Annotated in this window: 16 protein-coding genes; 13 read left to right on the forward strand and 3 right to left on the reverse strand. The window is 60.5% G+C overall.

Translation table 11 applies throughout. The annotated features are described in order from the left end of the window. Nucleotides 1-23 precede the first annotated feature (23 nt). The 6 genes from rlmD to queE all read left to right on the forward strand — a co-directional run bounded on the left by rlmD (nucleotide 24) and on the right by queE (nucleotide 8,527). Entirely contained in the window at nucleotides 24-1,337 is a 1,314-nt protein-coding gene (gene rlmD / locus MC269_RS03875; RefSeq protein WP_239954069.1) for a 23S rRNA (uracil(1939)-C(5))-methyltransferase RlmD, read from the forward strand. 33 nt (nucleotides 1,338-1,370) lie between these two features. Then, nucleotides 1,371-3,602: a GTP diphosphokinase gene (relA, locus tag MC269_RS03880; RefSeq protein ID WP_239954071.1), complete on the forward strand. Its 2,232-nt coding sequence runs from the start codon at nucleotides 1,371-1,373 to the stop codon at nucleotides 3,600-3,602. Between the two features lie 62 nt (nucleotides 3,603-3,664). Further along, nucleotides 3,665-4,453, forward strand: a complete 789-nt coding sequence (mazG, locus tag MC269_RS03885; RefSeq protein ID WP_239954073.1) for a nucleoside triphosphate pyrophosphohydrolase — start codon at nucleotides 3,665-3,667, stop codon at nucleotides 4,451-4,453. Nucleotides 4,454-4,682: 229 nt separating this feature from the next. After that, a complete protein-coding gene (gene pyrG, locus MC269_RS03890) occupies nucleotides 4,683-6,320 on the forward strand; it encodes a glutamine hydrolyzing CTP synthase (RefSeq protein ID WP_033752123.1) in 1,638 nt (545 codons plus the stop codon). 76 nt (nucleotides 6,321-6,396) lie between these two features. Beyond that, a complete protein-coding gene (gene eno / locus MC269_RS03895) occupies nucleotides 6,397-7,695 on the forward strand; it encodes a phosphopyruvate hydratase (RefSeq protein ID WP_033752120.1) in 1,299 nt (432 codons plus the stop codon). A gap of 160 nt (nucleotides 7,696-7,855) precedes the next feature. Next, nucleotides 7,856-8,527: a 7-carboxy-7-deazaguanine synthase QueE gene (gene queE / locus MC269_RS03900; RefSeq protein WP_239954074.1), complete on the forward strand. Its 672-nt coding sequence runs from the start codon at nucleotides 7,856-7,858 to the stop codon at nucleotides 8,525-8,527. A gap of 40 nt (nucleotides 8,528-8,567) precedes the next feature. Here the strand turns inward: queE and MC269_RS03905 are convergent, their stop codons facing one another. After that, entirely contained in the window at nucleotides 8,568-9,164 is a 597-nt protein-coding gene (locus tag MC269_RS03905; protein WP_239954076.1) for an inorganic diphosphatase, read from the reverse strand. A gap of 120 nt (nucleotides 9,165-9,284) precedes the next feature. Continuing rightward, entirely contained in the window at nucleotides 9,285-9,644 is a 360-nt protein-coding gene (queD, locus tag MC269_RS03910; RefSeq protein WP_081140942.1) for a 6-carboxytetrahydropterin synthase QueD, read from the reverse strand. A 296-nt stretch (nucleotides 9,645-9,940) separates the two neighbouring features. On the opposite strand from queD, the gene cysJ reads away from it, so the two are divergent. The 3 genes from cysJ to MC269_RS03925 are packed head-to-tail and all read left to right on the forward strand — an operon-like array spanning nucleotide 9,941 to nucleotide 14,201. Beyond that, on the forward strand, nucleotides 9,941-11,746 hold the full coding sequence (cysJ, locus tag MC269_RS03915; protein ID WP_239954078.1) for an NADPH-dependent assimilatory sulfite reductase flavoprotein subunit: 1,806 nt from the start codon (nucleotides 9,941-9,943) through the stop codon (nucleotides 11,744-11,746). Continuing rightward, complete coding sequence (gene cysI / locus MC269_RS03920; RefSeq protein ID WP_081140944.1) at nucleotides 11,746-13,470, forward strand: assimilatory sulfite reductase (NADPH) hemoprotein subunit; 1,725 nt, start codon at nucleotides 11,746-11,748, stop codon at nucleotides 13,468-13,470. Before cysJ ends, cysI begins: the two co-directional genes overlap by 1 nt. After that, the gene (locus MC269_RS03925) at nucleotides 13,467-14,201 is read left to right on the forward strand and encodes a phosphoadenylyl-sulfate reductase (protein ID WP_081140945.1); all 735 of its coding nucleotides are present in this window, start codon (nucleotides 13,467-13,469) and stop codon (nucleotides 14,199-14,201) included. Before cysI ends, MC269_RS03925 begins: the two co-directional genes overlap by 4 nt. Before the next feature lie 51 nt (nucleotides 14,202-14,252). Here MC269_RS03925 and MC269_RS03930 read toward each other — a convergent pair whose 3' ends face one another. Then, nucleotides 14,253-15,272, reverse strand: coding sequence for an aminopeptidase (locus tag MC269_RS03930; RefSeq protein WP_081140946.1), 1,020 nt, complete (start codon nucleotides 15,270-15,272; stop codon nucleotides 14,253-14,255). Between the two features lie 254 nt (nucleotides 15,273-15,526). Here MC269_RS03930 and cysG point away from each other — a divergent pair, with 254 nt between their 5' ends. Genes cysG through cysC form a run of 4 tightly spaced genes read left to right on the forward strand, consistent with a single transcriptional unit; the run spans nucleotide 15,527 to nucleotide 19,903 of the window. Continuing rightward, nucleotides 15,527-16,942 carry a siroheme synthase CysG gene (cysG, locus tag MC269_RS03935; protein ID WP_239954080.1) on the forward strand — a complete coding sequence of 472 codons (1,416 nt, stop codon included), beginning with the start codon at nucleotides 15,527-15,529 and terminating at the stop codon, nucleotides 16,940-16,942. Between the two features lie 9 nt (nucleotides 16,943-16,951). Further along, nucleotides 16,952-17,860, forward strand: a complete 909-nt coding sequence (gene cysD / locus MC269_RS03940; RefSeq protein WP_081140948.1) for a sulfate adenylyltransferase subunit CysD — start codon at nucleotides 16,952-16,954, stop codon at nucleotides 17,858-17,860. A 10-nt stretch (nucleotides 17,861-17,870) separates the two neighbouring features. Then, nucleotides 17,871-19,298: a sulfate adenylyltransferase subunit CysN gene (gene cysN, locus MC269_RS03945; protein WP_239954083.1), complete on the forward strand. Its 1,428-nt coding sequence runs from the start codon at nucleotides 17,871-17,873 to the stop codon at nucleotides 19,296-19,298. Then, nucleotides 19,298-19,903, forward strand: coding sequence for an adenylyl-sulfate kinase (cysC, locus tag MC269_RS03950; RefSeq protein WP_081140950.1), 606 nt, complete (start codon nucleotides 19,298-19,300; stop codon nucleotides 19,901-19,903). The genes cysN and cysC overlap by 1 nt, the downstream gene beginning before the upstream one ends. The last annotated feature ends 33 nt before the right edge of the window (nucleotides 19,904-19,936 follow it).

Consider the following 19,936-nt stretch of genomic DNA (forward strand, 5'->3'; position numbering starts at 1 on the left):
ATTTTTTGAGAACAGTGAACACTATGGCGCAATTTTACTCCGCAAAACAGCGCGTGACGACTAAGCAACGCATCACCGTTACCGTCGATGAACTCGATCCCTTTGGCCAGGGCGTGGCTCGGCATCAGGGCAAAGCCCTGTTTATCAGCGGCGCGCTGCCCGGCGAACGGGCGGAGGTCACGCTGGTGGAGGAGAAGCGCCACTACGCGCGCGGCAAGGCGACGCGGCTGCTCAGCACCAGCCCGGAGCGCGTCACGCCGCGCTGCCCGCACTTTACCCGCTGCGGCGGCTGTCAGCAGCAGCACGCCGCCGAGCCGCTGCAGCAGCGCAGCAAGGCGGCGGCGCTGTCGCGCATGCTGAGCCAGACGGCGCAGCGCACCGTGGCGGTGGACGAGATTATCGCCGGACCGACGTGGGGCTACCGCCGCCGCGCGCGGCTCGGCCTGCAGTGGCAGCCGAAAACGCGCGAGCTGCAGATGGGATTTCGTCAGGAGGCGAGCAACGATCTGGTGGCAATCCGCGAATGCCCCATTCTGGCGCCCGAACTTGAGGCGTTGCTGCCGCCGCTGCGCGACTGCCTCAGCGCGCTGAAGGGCGCCAGCCGGCTCGGGCACGTCGAGCTGGTGCTGGCGGATAACGGCCCGCTGATGGTGCTGCGTCATCTCGACACGCTGCACGCCGAGGATCGTGAAAAACTGGAACGCTTTTCGCATGAGAGGAGCCTGATGCTGTTTCTCGACGGCGGCGAGGCGCTGGAAAAGGTGCGCGGCAGCGAGCCGTTTTACCATTCGGGCGAGGTGCGGCTGACCTTTAGCCCGCAGGACTTTATTCAGGTCAACGACGCGGTCAATCAGCAGATGGTGGCGCAGGCGATGGCGTGGCTCGATCTGCAGCCGGACGATCGCGTGCTCGATCTCTTTTGCGGCATGGGAAACTTTACGATCCCTGTAGGAAAATTCGTACAAAATGCAGTGGGTGTGGAGGGTGTTGCAGCATTAGTGCGGCAGGCAGCGTATAATGCGCAGCTGAATAATCTTAAAAATGTCCGCTTCTTCCAGCACAACCTGGAGGAAGACGTTACGCGTCAGCCGTGGGCGGCGCAGGGATTTAACAAGGTATTGCTCGATCCGGCGCGCGCCGGGGCGGCGGGCGTGATGGCGCATGTGGTTAAACTTGCGCCGACGCGCGTGGTCTATGTTTCGTGTAATCCCACAACGCTTGCTCGCGACAGCCAGACATTGCTGTCGGCGGGCTACCATCTGGAAAGGGTCGCGATGCTGGATATGTTCCCTCATACCCGTCATCTCGAATCCATGGTGCTGTTCAGCAAAACATAAGCGGCAATTAATGCTGCTGTGGCAGGAGAGGATATGGTTGCGGTCAGAAGTGCGCATTTAAATACGGCAGGGGAGTTCGCTCTCGATCAGTGGATCGCCAGTCTTGGCATTGCCAACCCGCAATCATGTGAACGCATCGCTGAGACCTGGCGCTACTGCGAAGCCCAGACGCAGGATCATCCCGAGCAGTCGCTGCTGCTGTGGCGCGGCATTGAGATGGTGGAGATCCTCTCGATGCTCAGCATGGATATCGAAAGCTCCTGCGCCGCGCTGATTTTCCCGCTGGCGAATGCGGAAGTGGTAAGCGAAGAGGAGCTGAGCGAAACCTTCGGCAACGGCATCGTCACGCTGGTGCACGGCGTGCGCGATATGGACGCCATTCGCCAGCTGAAAGCGATCCACAACGACTCGATGGCCTCCGAGCAGGTGGACAACGTGCGCCGCATGCTGCTGGCGATGGTAGAAGATTTCCGCTGCGTGGTGATCAAGCTGGCGGAGCGCATCATGAACCTGCGCGAGATGAAAGACGCGCCGGAAGATGAGCGCGTGCTGGCGGCCAAAGAGAGCACCAACATCTACGCGCCGCTCGCCAACCGTCTCGGCATCGGTCAGCTGAAATGGGAGCTGGAGGACTACTGCTTCCGCTATCTGCATCCTGATGAATACAAACGCATCGCCAACCTGCTGCATGAGCGCCGCATCGACCGCGAGCAGTACATCGAGAACTTCGTTGATTCGCTGCGCAAAGAGATGGTGAAAGAGGGCGTGCGCGCCGAGGTCTATGGCCGGCCCAAACATATCTACAGCATCTGGCGCAAAATGCAGAAGAAGTCGCTGGCGTTCGACGAGCTGTTCGACGTGCGCGCGGTGCGCATCGTCGCCGAGCGCCTGCAGGATTGCTACGGCGCGCTTGGCATCGTGCATACCCTCTATCGCCACCTGCCGGCGGAATTTGACGACTATGTCGCCAACCCTAAGCCGAACGGCTACCAGTCGATTCACACCGTGGTGCTCGGGCCAAAAGGCAAAACCGTCGAGATCCAGATCCGCACCCGGCAGATGCATGAAGACGCCGAGCTGGGTGTCGCCGCGCACTGGAAATATAAAGAGGGGCCGAGCACCGGCAGCGCGCGCGGCGCCTCCGGCCACGAAGAGCGCATCGCCTGGCTGCGCAGGCTGATCGCCTGGCAGGAAGAGATGGCCGACTCCGGCGAGATGCTGGAAGAGGTGCGCAGTCAGGTGTTCGACGATCGCGTCTACGTCTTTACCCCAAAAGGGGACGTGGTGGATCTGCCCGCCGGCTCGACGCCGCTCGACTTCGCCTACCATATTCACAGCGATATCGGCCACCGCTGCATCGGCGCCAAGATCGGCGGCCGCATCGTGCCCTTTACCTATCAGCTGCAGATGGGCGATCAGGTCGAGGTGATCACCCAGAAACAGCCGAACCCGAGCCGCGACTGGCTGAACCCGAACCTCGGCTATATCACCACCAGCCGCGGGCGCGCCAAAATTCACAACTGGTTCCGCAAGCAGGATCGCGACAAAAATATCGCCGCGGGCCGCCAGATCCTCGACAGCGAGCTGAATCAGCTCGATATCAGCCTGCGCGAAGCGGAGAAGCTGCTGCTGCCGCGCTATAACGTCACCTCGCTGGACGAGCTGCTGGCGGCGATCGGCGGCGGCGACATTCGCCTCAATCAGATGGTGAACTTCCTGCAGGCGAAGCTCAACAAGCCGAGCGCGGAAGAGGAAGATCGCGAGGCGCTGCGTCAGCTGACGCAGAAAAGCTACTCGCCGCCGTCGCGCAAAGAGAGCGGCCGCGTGGTGGTGGAAGGGGTCGGTAACCTGATGCACCATATCGCGCGCTGCTGCCAGCCGATTCCGGGCGACGATATCGTCGGCTTTATCACTCAGGGACGCGGCATCTCGATTCACCGCGCCGACTGCGACCAGCTGGCGGAGCTGATCTCCCACGCGCCGGAGCGCATCGTCGACGCGGTATGGGGCGAAAGCTACTCCAGCGGCTACTCGCTGGTGGTGCGCGTCACCGCCAACGATCGCAGCGGCCTGCTGCGCGATATCACCACCATTCTCGCCAACGAGAAGGTCAACGTGCTGGGCGTCTCCAGCCGCAGCGACACCCGCAAGCAGCTGGCCACCATCGATATGGATATTGAAATCTACAACCAGCAGGTGCTGGGCCGCGTGCTGTCGCGGCTCAATCAGGTGCCTGATATCATCGACGCCCGACGTCTTCACTGATTTTGCGGGATGGGCGCGCGCTCATCCCCGCTTTCTTCTCCCCGATTGAACAAGGACTGACTATGAGCGCACTCGATCGCCTGCTGGGCATTATGCAAACCCTGCGCGATCCGCAACGCGGCTGCCCGTGGGATCGCGAGCAAACCTTCGCCTCTATCGCCCCCTATACGCTGGAAGAGACCTATGAAGTGCTGGACGCTATCCAGCGCGAGGACTTCGACGACCTGCGCGGCGAGCTGGGCGACCTGCTGTTTCAGGTGGTGTTTTACGCGCAGATGGCCAGCGAGCAGGGGCGTTTTGACTTCAGCGATATCTGCGACGCCATCAGCGACAAGCTGGAGCGGCGCCATCCGCATATTTTCGGCGACGCCAGCGTTGAAAACAGCGCCGAGGTGCTGAAAAACTGGGAGGCGATTAAAGGCGCGGAGCGAGCGGAAAAGGCGCAGCATTCGGCGCTCGACGACATTCCCAAAGCGCTGCCGGCGCTGATGCGCGCCCATAAGATCCAGAAGCGCTGCCACAACGTTGGCTTTGACTGGACCTCAATTGGCCCGGTGCTGGATAAAGTGCACGAGGAGATTGACGAGGTGATGCACGAGGCGCAGCAGGCAACGGTGGATCCGCACAAGCTGGAAGAGGAGATTGGCGATCTGCTGTTCGCCACCGTCAACCTGTCGCGCCATCTCGGCAGTAAAGCGGAAACCGCGCTGCAGAAGGCGAACGATAAGTTCGAGCGCCGCTTCCGCGCGGTAGAAACCCTTATCGCCGCGCAGGGACTTGCCATGCCTGAGGCGACGCTGGAGCAGATGGAGGCCGCCTGGCAGCAGGTGAAGGCGAGCGAAAAACGCTGATTATTCCAGCGCTGCGCAGAATATAGCCGGTCACGCTTACTCGATTCAGCGCAAGAAAAAAGTTGTGACCTGCATCAACATTTGTTGCGCCGCTATCCGCTATGTTACCCGCAGCAATGCGTTGGAGGATGGCGGTGATTCATCAATTGTGGCTAGCAGGGGTTTCCGGTATACTGTTTTCCCGTCCTGGTTATTCCACCGTCTTTAAACCTAAACTCTCAGGTTCAGCATGACAACGAATTATATTTTTGTGACCGGCGGGGTCGTTTCCTCTCTGGGTAAAGGCATTGCCGCAGCCTCCCTCGCAGCCATTCTCGAAGCACGTGGTCTGAACGTGACCATCATGAAGCTGGATCCCTACATCAACGTCGATCCGGGCACCATGAGCCCTACTCAGCACGGTGAAGTGTTCGTCACCGACGACGGGGCCGAAACCGATTTGGATTTGGGTCACTATGAGCGCTTCATTCGCACTAAAATGACGCGCCGCAACAACTTCACCACGGGTCGTATCTACTCCGAAGTGCTGCGCAAAGAGCGTCGCGGCGACTATCTCGGCGCGACCATTCAGGTTATTCCGCACATCACCAACGCTATTAAGGAGCGCATCATCGCCGGTGGCGAAGGTCACGACGTCGTTCTGGTGGAGATCGGCGGCACCGTGGGTGACATCGAGTCGCTGCCGTTCCTGGAGGCGATCCGCCAGATGGCGGTTGACGTTGGCCGCGAGCACACCATGTATATGCACCTGACGCTGGTGCCCTATATGGCGGCGGCGGGCGAGGTGAAAACCAAGCCGACCCAGCACTCGGTTAAAGAGCTGCTCTCTATCGGCATCCAGCCGGACGTGCTGATCTGCCGTTCTGACCGCGCCGTGCCGGCGAACGAGCGCGCCAAGATCGCGCTGTTCTGTAACGTGCCGGAAAAAGCGGTTATCTCGCTGAAAGATGTCGATTCCATCTACAAAATCCCGGGCCTGCTGAAGTCGCAGGGTCTGGATGACTATATCTGCAAGCGCTTCAACCTCAATGCGCCGGAAGCCAACCTGTCCGAATGGGAGCAGGTGATCTACGAAGAAGCCAACCCGGGCGGCGAAGTGACCATCGGCATGGTCGGCAAATATGTCGAACTGCCGGACGCCTACAAATCGGTGATCGAAGCGCTGAAGCACGGCGGCCTGAAAAACCGCGTCACGGTCAATATCAAGCTGATCGACTCGCAGGATGTCGAGACGCGCGGCGTTGAAATCCTGAAGGATCTCGACGCAATCCTGATCCCCGGCGGCTTCGGCTACCGCGGCGTGGAAGGCAAGCTGATGACCGCGCAGTATGCGCGCGAAAACAACGTGCCCTATCTGGGCATCTGTCTCGGCATGCAGGTTGCGCTGATGGAGTTCGCGCGCAACGTCGCCGGGATGGAAGGCGCCAACTCCACGGAATTTGTGCCAGACTGTAAATACCCGGTGGTGGCGTTAATCACCGAATGGCGTGATGAAAACGGCAACGTGGAACAGCGCACGGAAACCAGCGACCTGGGCGGCACCATGCGCCTCGGCAGCCAACAGTGCCAGCTGACGCCGGACAGCAAAGTCCGTCAGCTCTACGGCTCCGACACCATCGTCGAGCGCCATCGCCACCGCTACGAAGTCAACAATCTGCTGCTGAAGCCGATTGAAGCCGCAGGGCTGCGCATTGCCGGACGTTCTGGCGACGACCAGCTGGTCGAGATCATCGAGATCCCGAACCACCCCTGGTTTGTGGCTTGCCAGTTCCACCCGGAGTTCACGTCAACACCGCGCGACGGTCATCCGCTGTTCGCCGGCTTTGTTAAGGCCGCGCAGGATCACCAGAAGCGTTTAGCGAAGTAAGTTTCACGAGCAGCGCGCGAACTTTTCGCGCGTTGTTTGTCTTAGGATTGACTAACTTGTACTGAGGAAAATCGTAATGGCCAAAATCGTTAAAGTCATCGGTCGCGAAATCATCGACTCCCGCGGCAACCCGACTGTAGAAGCGGAAGTACATCTGGAAGGTGGTTTTGTCGGTCTGGCAGCGGCACCGTCAGGCGCTTCTACCGGTTCTCGCGAAGCACTGGAGCTGCGCGACGGCGACAAATCTCGTTTCCTGGGCAAAGGCGTGACTAAAGCCGTTGCTGCGGTTAACGGTCCGATTGCGGATGCGGTAAAAGGCAAAGACGCGAAAGATCAGGCGAACATCGACAAGATCATGATCGACCTGGACGGTACTGAAAACAAATCCAACTTCGGCGCAAACGCCATTCTGGCGGTTTCTCTGGCGGCGGCGAAAGCGGCTGCGGCCTCTAAAGGTCAGCCGCTGTATGAGCATATCGCTGAGCTGAACGGCACCCCGGGCAAATTTTCTATGCCGCTGCCAATGATGAACATCATCAACGGCGGTGAGCACGCCGACAACAACGTCGACATTCAGGAGTTCATGATCCAGCCGGTTGGCGCTTCCACTGTGAAAGAAGCGATCCGCATGGGTTCTGAAGTTTTCCATCACCTGGCGAAAGTGCTGAAGTCAAAAGGCCTGAACACCGCTGTGGGCGACGAAGGCGGCTACGCGCCGAACCTGGGCTCCAACGCTGAAGCGCTGGCCGTTATCGCGGAAGCGGTAAAAGCAGCAGGCTACGAGCTGGGCAAAGACATCACCCTGGCGATGGACTGCGCGGCGTCTGAATTCTACAAAGACGGCAAATACGTGCTGGCTGGCGAAGGCAACAAAGCCTTTACCTCTGAAGAGTTCACCCACTTCCTGGAAGATCTGACCAAACAGTACCCGATCGTCTCTATCGAAGATGGCCTGGACGAGTCAGACTGGAACGGCTTCGCCTACCAGACCAAAGTGCTGGGCGACAAAATCCAGCTGGTGGGCGACGACCTGTTCGTGACCAACACCAAAATCCTGAAAGAAGGCATCGAGAAAGGCATCGCTAACTCTATCCTGATCAAATTCAACCAGATCGGTTCTCTGACCGAAACCCTGGCGGCGATCAAGATGGCTAAAGATGCAGGCTACACCGCGGTGATTTCACACCGTTCAGGTGAAACCGAAGACGCCACCATCGCTGACCTGGCGGTCGGTACCGCAGCAGGCCAGATCAAAACCGGTTCTATGAGCCGCTCTGACCGCGTTGCCAAGTACAACCAGCTGATCCGTATTGAAGAAGCGCTGGGTTCTAAAGCGCCGTTCAACGGTCTGAAAGAAGTGAAAGGCCAGGCGTAATCGCCTGCTGATGCCGTCAGCCGACGGCATTGCCTGAGAGAAAGCCCCGCCCTGGCGGGGCTTTTGCTTTTTGTGGCCCGGAGAAAAGGCACATCGCGTGGTTGAGCTGCGCGGCAAATCTGCCATAATCAGCGCCCTGTTTTTTTCTAGCGAGTCCGTAATGCAATACCCGATTAACGAAATGTTCCAGACGCTGCAGGGTGAAGGATTTTACACCGGCGTCCCGGCCATCTTTATCCGCTTACAGGGATGTCCGGTAGGTTGTAGCTGGTGCGATACCAAACATACCTGGGAAAAACGAGCCGATCGGGAAACGGCGCTGGGCGATATTCTGATCAAAACGGTGGAGAGCGAAGCCTGGGGCAACGCCGATGCGGCGCTGCTGATTGAGACCATCCAGCGTCAGGGCTGGACGGCGCGTCACGTGGTGATCACCGGCGGCGAGCCGGCGATTTACGATCTTCGCCCGCTCACCACTGCATTAGAAGCGCACGGCTTTCAGTGCCAGATTGAAACCAGCGGCACTCATGAAGTGCACTGCTCGGATCGCACCTGGGTGACGGTGTCGCCGAAGGTCAATATGCGCGGCGGCTATGATGTGCTGGCGCAGGCGCTGCAGCGTGCGGACGAGATCAAGCATCCGGTGGCGCGCGAGCGTGACGTCGAGGCGCTGGACGAACTGCTGGCGACGCTGAGCGACAGCAAAGCGCGCATTATTGCGCTGCAGCCCATCAGCCGCAAAGACGCGGCGACCAAACTCTGCATCGATACCTGCATCGCGCGCAACTGGCGCCTGTCGATGCAGACGCACAAGTACCTTAATATCGCCTGACCACAGCGAGCAGGGCGGCGAAGCGCGCCGCCCGCCCGTATTACTGCTTCGCCTTATAAGCGTCAAACGCCTTCTTGATCTCGTCTTTCGCCACGTCGGCGCCTTCAAATCCCTTCAGCTCGACCTTTTTGCGGCCGTCCGGCAGTTGTTTATAGACACGGAAAAACGCCTGCAGACGCTCCTGCTCGATCTTCGGCAGATCGCTCAGGCTCTTGATATCGTCATAAGTGGGATCGATTTTGCTGGTTGGCACCGCGACGATCTTATCGTCCACTTCGCCGCCGTCGATCATCTTCAGCACGCCGATGGCGCGCAGTTTGATCAGCGTGCCGGGCTGCAGCGGTGCGCGGGTATAGAAGATAACGTCGAGCGGATCGTTATCGCCGCCCAGCGACTGCGTCAGAGAGCCGTAGTTGGCCGGATAGGCCACCGGCATCGACTGAAAGCGATCCGCCACGATAAAGCCGGTTTTGGCGTCGGTCTCATATTTAATGATGCCGCCCGCCGGGATTTCGGTGACGGCGTAAAACTCATCCGGCACGTTTTCCGGCTGGGGAAAGTCGAGTACGTTTTGTGCCTGAACGGCGGCAGAGGCGGTGAAAAGCAGCGCGAAGGCAGCAAGGTGCTTCAGGTTCATCGTTGATTCTCTTGATCTTTAATAGAGGAGAGAACAACCTAGAGGCGGCAGATGACAGAGAGATGACGCGAGCGTAAAGAAGCGTAGAGCGGGCTGCGTCAACCGCAGCCCAGACGGGCGTTAGCCTTTATAAACGCAGCCTGCGGTGCAGGTTTCTTTGATCATCACCGCGCTTAGCTCCGGCAGCAGCGGCTTCATCTCATCCCAAATCCATTTCGCCAGCACTTCGCTGGTGGGATTCTCCAGACCCGGGATCTCATTGAGATAGTGGTGATCGAGGCGGTCATAAAGCGGGCTGAACGCCGCTTTCAGTTCGGCGAAATCCATCACCCAGCCGGTATGCGCGTCCACTTCGCCGGTAATTTCCAGTCGCACCAGAAACGAATGACCATGCAGGCGACCGCATTTGTGCCCTGCCGGGACGTTAGGCAAGTGGTGCGCGGCTTCGAACTGGAACTCTTTAAACAGTGTGGTAGACATAATGGCTCTCAGGCTTAAAAACCGGGGAATTCTACCTGAAATGCGGAATTTTCGCACCCGCCACGCCAGAAAGGATCATTTTCCCTGCCTGGCAGTGCGTAGCCTGTTTTAACCCGCTGAGGGATAAGCCTTTTCTATACCAGTTTTAGCGATTAGGTCTACCCAAAAAACCACTTAGTCATTTTGGTTATTAATTATGTCGAAGGCGTATTTAATCGTTAATATACGGGCCGGTAACCTACAACTCTTCCTGCTACTTTACCGTCCGGACTTTAGATACTGGAATTTTTAACGCGATGACGACTCAGGCACCCCCAGGTTCTCTGCTTCCGCTTAACCCGGAGCAGCTTGCGCGCTTACAGGCGGCAACCACTGATTTTTCGCCCACCCAGCTGGCGTGGCTCTCTGGCTACTTCTGGGGAATGATCAATCAGACGCCAGGCAGCGTCGCGGCCAGCGCGCCCGCGGCGGCGGAGATCCCGGCGATTACGCTGATCTCGGCGTCGCAAACCGGTAACGCGCGCCGCGTGGCGGAACAGCTGCGCGACGACCTGCAGGCGGCAAAGCTGAACGTGAAGCTGGTGAACGCCGGCGACTACAAGTTCAAGCAGATTGCGCAGGAAAAACTGCTGGTGATTGTCACCTCGACGCAGGGTGAAGGCGATCCGCCGGAAGAGGCGGTGGCGCTGCATAAATTCCTGATGTCGAAAAAAGCGCCGAAGCTGGATGGCGCCGCCTTTGCGGTGCTCGGCCTGGGCGACACCTCCTACGAATTCTTCAGCAAAGCGGGTAAAGACTTTGACGGTCGCCTGGCGGAACTGGGCGCAGAGCGCCTGCTGGATCGCGTCGACGCCGACGTCGATTTCGCCGAGGCGGCAGCCAGCTGGCGCCGCGCGCTGGTTGAGGTGCTGAAGCAGCGCGTGCCGAGCGAAACCCCGGCGCAGGCGATCGCCACCGCCGCGGGCAGCGTCAATGAAGTGCACAGCAGCCCCTACAGCAAAGAGGCGCCGCTCTCTGCCAGCTTTGCGCTGAACCAGAAAATTACCGGACGCGACTCCGATAAGGATGTGCGCCATATCGAAATCGATCTGGGCGACTCCGGCCTGCGCTACCAGCCGGGCGACGCGCTGGGGGTCTGGTATGAAAACGACCCGGATCTGGTGGCCGAGCTGCTGGGCCTGCTGTGGCTGAAAGGCGACGAGCCGGTGCAGATCAACAACGAAACCCTGCAACTGAGCGAGGCGCTGCAAAAGCACTTCGAGCTGACGGTCAACACCGCGCAGATCGTCGAGCAGTACGCCGCGCTGTCGCGCAATGAGACGCTGCTGGCGCTGGCGGGCGACAAGGCGAAGCTGCAGCACTACGCGCAGACCTTTCCCATCGTCGATATGGTGCGTAACGCGCCGACTGAACTCAACGCCGAGCAGCTGACCGCGCTGCTGCGTCCGCTGACGCCGCGCCTCTACTCTATCGCCTCGTCGCAGGCGGAGAACGAAACCGAAGTGCATATCACCGTCGGCGCGGTGCGTTTCGACATCGACGGCCGTGCCCGCGCGGGCGGCGCCTCCAGCTATCTCGCCGATCGTCTGGAAGAGGATGCGCCGATCCGCGTCTTTATCGAGCATAACGATAACTTCCGCCTGCCTGCCAACCCCGACGCGCCGGTGATTATGATTGGGCCGGGCACCGGCATCGCGCCGTTCCGCGCCTTTATGCAGCAGCGCGACAACGACGGCGCCGGCGGCAAAAACTGGCTCTTCTTCGGCAATCCGCACTTTACCGAGGATTTTCTCTATCAGGTGGAATGGCAGCAGTATGTGAAGGATGGCCTGCTGACCCATATCGATCTCGCCTGGTCGCGCGACCAGGAGCAGAAGGTGTACGTACAGGACAAAATCCGCGCCAAAGGGGCGGAAGTGTGGCGCTGGATCGAAGAGGGCGCGCATATTTATGTCTGCGGCGACGCCAACCGTATGGCGAAAGATGTCGAGCAGGCGCTGCTGGATGTGGTGGTCGAACACGGCGCAATGGATCGTGAAACGGCCGACGAATTTTTAAGTGAGCTGCGCATTGAGCGCCGTTATCAACGAGACGTTTACTGATGAGCGAAAAACACCCTGGACCGCTGGTCGTTGAAGGCAAGCTGGCTGACGCCGAGCGTCTTAAAAAAGAGAGCAACTATTTACGCGGCACCATTCTGGAAGACCTCGACGAGGGGCTAACCGGCGGCTTTAGCGGCGATAACTTCCTGCTGATCCGTTTCCACGGTATGTACCAGCAGGATGACCGCGATATTCGTGCCGAGCGCGCCGAGCAGAAGCTGGAGCCGCGTCACGCCATGATGCTGCGCTGCCGTCTGCCAGGCGGCATCATTACGCCGACGCAGTGGCTGGCGATTGACAAGTTCGCCAGCGAGAAAACCCTGTACGGCAGCATTCGTCTGACCAACCGTCAGACCTTCCAGTTTCACGGCATTCTGAAAAAGAACGTTAAGCCGACGCACCAGATGCTGCATGAGGTGGGCCTCGACGCGCTGGCGACCGCCAATGATGTCAACCGCAACGTGCTCTGCACCTCTAACCCGGTTGAGTCGGAGCTGCATCAGGAAGCCTACGAGTGGGCGAAGAAGATCTCCGAGCATCTGCTGCCGCGCACCCGCGCCTACGCCGAAATCTGGTGGGATAAAGAGAAGGTAGCGACCACGGATGAGGAGCCGATCCTCGGCGAGACCTACCTGCCGCGCAAGTTTAAAACCACCGTGGTGATCCCGCCGCACAACGACGTGGATCTGCACGCCAACGATCTTAACTTCATCGCCGTGGCGGAGAAGGGCAAGCTGATCGGCTTTAACCTGCTGGTCGGCGGCGGTTTGTCTATCGAACACGGCAATAAAGCGACCTATGCGCGCACCGCCAGCGAATTCGGCTATCTGCCGCTGCATAAGACGCTGGAGGTGGCGGCGGCGGTGGTGACCACCCAGCGTGACTGGGGCAACCGCACCGATCGTAAAAACGCCAAGACTAAATACACGCTGGAGCGCGTCGGCGTCGAAACCTTCAAGGCGGAAGTGGAGAAGCGCGCCGGCCTGACCTTCGAACCGATTCGCCCGTATGAATTTACCACGCGCGGCGACCGTATCGGCTGGATCAAAGGCATCGACAAAAAGTGGCACCTGACGCTGTTTATCGAAAATGGCCGCCTGCTCGACTACCCGGATCGTCCGCTGAAAAGCGGCATCGCGGCGATCGCGCGCGTGCATCAGGGCGACTTCCGCCTGACCGCTAACCAGAACCTGATTGTCGCCGGCGTGCCGGAGAGCGAAAAGGCGAAGATTGAGGCGATTGCGCGCGAACACGGCCTGATGGAGAGTGTCACCGCCCAGCGCGAGAACTCGATGGCCTGCGTGGCGTTCCCGACCTGTCCGCTGGCGATGGCGGAAGCAGAGCGTTTTCTGCCCGCATTCGTCACCCGAGTCGAAGAGATCATGCATCGTCACGGCGTGGGCGAAGAGCACATCGTGCTACGCGTTACCGGTTGTCCGAACGGCTGCGGCCGTGCCATGCTGGCGGAAATTGGGCTGGTGGGCAAAGCGCCGGGTCGTTACAACCTGCATATCGGCGGCAACCGTATCGGCACGCGCATTCCGCGCATGTACCGCGAGAACATCACCGAAAGCGAGATCCTCGCCAGCATCGACGAGCTGGTAGGCCGCTGGGCGCAGGAGCGTCACGGCGCGGAAGGCTTCGGCGACTTCGCGATCCGCGCGGGCATCGTCAAGCCGGTGATCGATCCGGCACGTGACTTCTGGGATTCGGAGGCAGTATGAGTCAGTTCGACCTCGCAGCACTGAGTGACATGAACAAAGTCGAGCGCACGCTGGCGTTAGCGGCCACCAATGCGCAGCTGGAGAAACAGTCGGCGGAGGAGCGCGTCAGCTGGACGCTGGAGAACCTGCCGGGCGCCTTTGTGCTCTCATCGAGTTTCGGCATTCAGGCGGCGGTGTCGCTGCATCTGGTGACGCGTCAGCAGCCCGATATTCCGGTGATCCTGACCGATACCGGCTATCTGTTCCCGGAAACCTACCGCTTTATCGACCAGCTGACGGAACAGCTCGGTCTCAACCTGCAGGTGTTTCGCGCCGAGACCTCGCCAGCCTGGCAGGAGGCGCGCTACGGCAAGCTGTGGGAGCAGGGCGTTGAGGGCATCGAGCAGTATAACCAGATCAACAAGGTTGAACCGATGAACCGCGCGCTGCAGACGCTGGGCGCGCAGACCTGGTTCGCCGGGCTGCGCCGCGATCAGTCCAGCAGCCGCGCCGGCCTGTCAGTGCTCGGCGTGCAGCGCGGCGTGTTCAAAGTGCTGCCGATTATCGACTGGGACAATCGCCAGATTCACCAGTATCTGCAGCAGCACAACCTCAAATATCATCCGCTGTGGGATGAGGGCTATTTGTCGGTGGGCGACACCCACACCACGCGCAAATGGGAGCCCGGCATGGCGGAAGAGGAGACGCGCTTTTTTGGCCTGAAGCGCGAGTGCGGCCTGCACGAAGGCTGAGTGTTACCGCGCTGGCCGACTCTGGCCAGCGCGTCCCCGCGTTTCACACCTTTATACTTTCGGGTTGGTCAGCTCGCCCAGCAGCGGCAACAGCACCCTGACGCTGTCGCGCGTGCGCAGCGAGATGCGGCCCGGCAGCCAGCGATCCAGGTAAGTCAGATTGTCGCGATCGGTCTGATGGCGCGTGGTGCCGTCCGGGAAATGGGTCGATCGGCTGCGCTGCTGCGCGCCGTCCCGCCCGCCCAGCGCCCAGTTGCTTGCGGTCACGTCCAGCAGCGGAAAGCCCGCCTTATCGAAGGCGCTGGCGCCGTTATAGTCGTGCGCGCTCATCTGATGACTGGCGGCGGAGATGCCGAGCTGCTGCGCCAGACGCAGTGCGCGTTCGCTGGTCTGCTTGCGCACCGCGCGCGGCGTATTGCCGCCGCTGTTGAAATAGAGGTGATCGCCGGTGATCAGGCTATTGAGATCCACCACCAGCAGCGTGTTCTTTTTCTCTTTCGCGCTCATGCGCGCCACATAATCCTGCATGCCGCCGAGCGCAGTTTCGCCTGCGCTCAGCGCCACGAAGCGCACACCGTAGTGCAGCGGCCGCAGGCTCAGCTGCTGCGCCAGCTCCAGCATTACCCCCAGCCCCGAGGCGTTGTCGTCGACGCCCTGCAGGCGCAGGCCGCCGAGGTTATGTTCTGCATCGCTGCTGCTGAGCGGCGTCCAGGTATCGAGATGCGCCACGATCAGGATCTCCTGCGGCGCGCTGCCGGCGCGCGCGGCAATCACCGAGGTTGCCGTCACCTTATGCCAGCGCAGCTCGCCGCTGGCTTCATGCAGGCGATAGCCGGTATTGAACTGGCGGGTATTACTCTTAAAACCGAGGGCGGCGAACTGCTGCTGAAGGTAGTCGGCGGCCATCATTTCGGCCGGGCTGCCGCTCATGCGGCCAGGGAAGTAAGTGGCGATGTGGCGAAGCTGCTGCTCGGCAAATTCTCCCGGCGCGGCGCTGGCGGCCTGGGCGTGCAGAGCGAAACCGCAATTTAACAGCGCAGCCAGCGCGGTCAGGCGGAGAAAGGCAAACATGCTGTGATCCTTGTGGGTCATCCTGTGACGAGAAGCCAAAATTTTTTCGCCTCTCAGTATGAAACTGTGATCGCCATTAAACAATTTGAATCGCTCTGAAAGCCTTGCCAGATCATTCGTTAAGCACATTTTGTTATGACCTTACCTGGTGCGTTATTCCATTCGGTAACTACTCATTCCAATTCGTAATTTCATCTGCCAGAAGGGCGCAACGTATAGTCGCGTTAAATTACGGTTACAACGCCAGGATTATCGTGGATTACTTGCCTCTTTTCGCCGATCTGAAAGGTCGTCCGGTACTGGTCGTAGGCGGCGGCGACGTTGCCGCGCGCAAAATCGAGCTACTGCGTCGCGCTTCCGCCCAGGTGCGGGTGGTGTCGCGCGATCTCTGCCCGGAGCTGCAGGCGCTGCATCAGGAACAGCAGATTGAGTGGCTGGCGACAGCGTTCGACGCGGCGCAGCTCGACACGGTTTTCCTGGCGATTGCCGCCACCGACGACAACCAGCTTAACCGTCAGGTTTACGACGAGGCCAACGCCCGTCACCGGCTGGTCAACGTGGTGGATGACCAGCCGAAGTGCAGCTTTATCTTTCCGTCAATTGTCGATCGCTCTCCGCTGGTGGTCGCTATCTCCTCCAGCGGCACCGCGCCGGTGCTGGCGCGTATGCTGCGCGAAAAGCTGGAGGCGCTGCTGCCCGCCAGCCTGGGACAGATGGCGGAGGTAGCGGGTTCGTTTCGCGACAGCGTGAAGCAGCGCTTCAGCCGCATGTCTGACCGCCGCCGCTTCTGGGAGCGCGCCTTTAACGGCCTGTTCGCCAGCCAGATGTCGGCGGGCAACGTGGACGAGGCGACGCGTACTCTGCAGCGCGAGCTGCAGGAGGAGCCGAACCGAGAAGGCGAAATTATTCTGGTGGGTGCCGGACCCGGCGACAGCGGTCTGCTGACGCTGCGCGGCCTGCAGGTGATGCAGCTGGCCGACGTGGTGCTCTATGACCATCTGGTCAGCGACGAGGTGCTGGATCTGGTGCGCCGCGACGCCGACCGCATCTGCGTGGGCAAACGCGCCGGCGCGCACTCGGTGCCGCAGGAAGAGACCAATCGCCTGCTGGTAGAGCTGGCGCGCAAGGGCAAGCGCGTGGTGCGTCTCAAAGGGGGCGATCCCTTTATCTTCGGCCGCGGCGGCGAAGAGCTGCAGGCGGCGCAGGAGGCGGGCATTCCGTTTCAGGTGGTGCCCGGCGTCACGGCGGCGGCAGGCGCCACCGCCTATGCCGGTATCCCGCTGACCCACCGCGATCACGCGCAGAGCGTGCTGTTTATTACCGGCCACTGCCGCGCCGACGGCGATGCTATCGACTGGCCGTCGCTGGCGCGCGCGCGTCAGACGCTGGCGATCTATATGGGCACGGTAAAAGCGGCGGAAATCAGCGAAGGCTTGATTCGCCACGGCCGCGCCGCCAACACGCCGGTGGCGGTGATTGGCCGCGGCACGCGCCAGGATCAGCAGGTGCTGACCGGCACGCTGGAACACCTTGAGACGCTGGCTGCCGCCGCGCCGACACCCGCGCTGCTGGTGATCGGGGAAGTGGTGAAGTTGCATGAGCAACTGGCGTGGTTTCAACATTCTGCACAGCAGGCGACCCGCGAGTCCGCCGTTGTCACTCTGGCTTGAGGAAAAATCATGGACCAAAAAAGACTCACCCATCTGCGTCAGTTAGAGGCGGAAAGCATTCATATCATCCGCGAAGTCGCGGCGGAGTTCAGCAATCCGGTAATGATGTACTCCATCGGCAAAGATTCGTCGGTGATGCTGCATCTGGCGCGTAAAGCCTTCTACCCCGGCACGCTGCCGTTTCCGCTGCTGCACGTCGACACCGGCTGGAAGTTCCGCGAGATGTACGCGTTCCGCGATCGCACCGTGAAAGAGATGGGCGCCGAGCTGCTGGTTCATCGCAATCCAGAAGGCGTGGCGATGGGCATCAACCCGTTTGTGCACGGCAGCGCCAAGCACACCGATATCATGAAAACCGAAGGGCTGAAGCAGGCGCTGAACAAATATGGCTTTGACGCCGCGTTCGGCGGCGCGCGCCGCGACGAAGAGAAGTCGCGCGCCAAAGAGCGCATCTACTCCTTCCGTGACCGTTTCCATCGCTGGGATCCGAAAAACCAGCGTCCTGAGCTGTGGCACAACTACAACGGCCAGATCAACAAGGGCGAAAGCATCCGCGTCTTCCCGCTGTCGAACTGGACCGAACTCGATATCTGGCAGTACATCTTCCTGGAAAATATCGACATCGTGCCGCTCTACCTCGCCGCGCCGCGTCCGGTGCTGGAGCGTGACGGCATGCTGATGATGGTGGATGACGATCGTATCGATCTGCAGCCTGGCGAAGTGATCAAGCAGCGTATGGTGCGTTTCCGCACCCTGGGCTGCTGGCCGCTCACCGGCGCGGTGGAGTCTGAAGCGCAGACGCTGCCGGAAATTATCGAAGAGATGCTGGTCTCTACCACCAGCGAACGCCAGGGCCGCGTGATTGACCGCGATCAGTCCGGTTCGATGGAACTGAAAAAACGTCAGGGTTATTTCTAAGGAGACGCAGATGAATACCGTTATTGCACAACAGATTGCCGATCAGGGCGGCGTGGAAGCCTGGCTGACCGCGCAACAGCATAAAAGTCTGCTGCGTTTTCTCACCTGCGGCAGCGTCGACGACGGCAAAAGCACGCTGATTGGCCGCCTGCTGCACGACACCCGTCAGATTTATGAAGATCAGCTCTCATCGCTGCACAACGACAGCAAGCGTCACGGTACTCAGGGCGAGAAGCTCGACCTGGCGCTGCTGGTGGACGGCCTGCAGGCGGAGCGCGAGCAGGGCATCACCATCGACGTGGCCTATCGCTACTTTTCTACCGAGAAGCGTAAATTTATTATCGCCGACACGCCGGGACACGAGCAGTACACCCGCAATATGGCGACCGGCGCCTCGACCTGCGATCTGGCGATCCTGCTGATCGACGCGCGCAAAGGGGTGCTGGATCAGACCCGTCGCCACAGCTTTATCTCGACGCTGCTGGGCATTAAGCATCTGGTGGTGGCGATCAACAAAATGGACCTGGTGGAGTACCGCCAGGAGACCTTTGAACAGATCAAACAGGATTACCTCGACTTCGCGGCGCAGCTGCCGGAAGACCTGGATATTCGCTTTGTGCCGATGTCAGCGCTGGAAGGCGACAACGTCGCGACGCCGAGCCAGACCATGCCGTGGTACAGCGGCCCGACGCTGCTCGACGTGCTGGAAACCGTCGAGCTGAAGCGCGTGGTGGACGCACAGCCGATGCGCTTCCCGGTGCAGTATGTTAACCGTCCCAACCTGGACTTCCGCGGCTATGCGGGCACGCTCGCCTCTGGCGTGGTGAAAGTGGGACAGCGCGTGAAGGTGCTGCCATCAGGCGTCGAGTCCAGCGTCGCGCGCATTGTCACCTTTGACGGCGACCTGCAGGAAGCGGGCGCGGGCGAAGCCATTACCCTGGTGCTGAACGACGAGATTGACATCAGCCGCGGCGATCTGCTGGTCGACAGCGCTGCCGAGCTGGACGCGGTGCAGGCCGCTACCGTTGACGTGGTGTGGATGGCGGAGCAGCCGCTGCAGCCGGGCCAGAGCTACGACATTAAAATCGCCGGCAAGAAGGCGCGCGGCCGCGTGGCGAAGGTGATCCACCAGGTTGAGATCAACACGCTGGAGAAGCGCGCCGCCGAAACGCTGCCGCTCAACGGTATCGGGCTGGTGGAGGTGACCTTCGACGAGCCCATGGTGCTGGATCCCTATCAGCAGAACCCGGTGACCGGCGGGATGATCTTTATCGATCGCCTGAGCAACGTCACCGTCGGCGCCGGCATGATCCATCAGCCGCTGAGCGGCGCGGCGCAGCAGACGGGCCAGTTCAGCGAGTTCGAACTGGAGCTGAACGCGCTGATCCGCCGTCACTTCCCGCACTGGAACGCGCGCGATCTGCTGGGCGGTGAGTAATGGCGCAGCACGATGACAATGTGGTGTGGCACGACCATCCGGTGACGCGCGACGCGCGTGAACAGCAGCACGGCCATCAGGGCGCGGTGCTGTGGTTCACCGGGTTATCGGGCTCCGGCAAATCCACGGTCGCCGGCGCGCTGGAGCAGGCGCTGCACCAGCTTGGCGTCAGCACCTATCTGCTCGACGGCGACAACGTGCGGCACGGCCTCTGCCGCGACCTGGGCTTTAGCGACGCGGACAGAAAAGAGAATATCCGCCGCGTCGGCGAAGTGGCGAAGCTGATGGTGGATGCGGGGCTGGTGGTGCTCACCGCCTTTATCTCGCCGCACCGCGCCGAACGTCAGATGGTGCGCGATATGCTGCCGGAGGCGCGCTTTATCGAGGTGTTTGTCGACACGCCGCTGGCGGTGTGCGAAGCGCGCGATCCCAAAGGCCTGTATAAAAAGGCGCGCGCGGGCGAGCTGCGCAACTTTACCGGCATCGACAGCGTCTACGAGGCGCCGGAGCAGCCGGAAATACGCTTAGCGGGCGAACAATTGGTTACAAAACTGACCGGCCAATTGTTAGACCTGCTGCGCCGCCGCGATATCATCGGATCCTGAACAGACAAGCGGCAAATCGAGGTTGGTTTGCCG

This window comes from Pantoea sp. Z09 (assembly GCF_022394795.1).
In the GTDB taxonomy this organism is placed as follows: domain Bacteria; phylum Pseudomonadota; class Gammaproteobacteria; order Enterobacterales; family Enterobacteriaceae; genus Pantoea; species Pantoea latae.